Genomic DNA, 247 nt, shown 5'->3' on the forward strand with positions numbered 1-247 from the left:
GGCGGGCGGCTGCTGGTGGCCGGCAACGGCGGCAGCGCCGCCGAGGCCCAGCACCTGACCGCCGAACTGGTCGGCAAACTCCGCGACGACCGCGAACCCCTGTCCGCCATCGCCCTGCACGCCGAGACCTCCGCCCTCACCGCGATCAGCAACGACTACGGCTACCACGAGGTCTACGCCCGCCAGGTCCGCGCCCACGGCCGCCCCGACGACATCCTGCTCCTGATGTCCACCAGCGGCACCAGCA

The 247-nt window shown here is 72.9% G+C and carries 1 protein-coding gene; it reads left to right on the top strand.

Going from position 1 to position 247, the window contains the following annotated elements; genetic code table 11:
* The coding region (locus ONA70_RS36600; protein ID WP_265011038.1) for a D-sedoheptulose-7-phosphate isomerase at window positions 1–247 on the top strand (247 nt) is incomplete at both ends.

Source organism: Micromonospora yasonensis (assembly GCF_026013475.1).
Lineage (GTDB): Bacteria > Actinomycetota > Actinomycetes > Mycobacteriales > Micromonosporaceae > Micromonospora > Micromonospora yasonensis.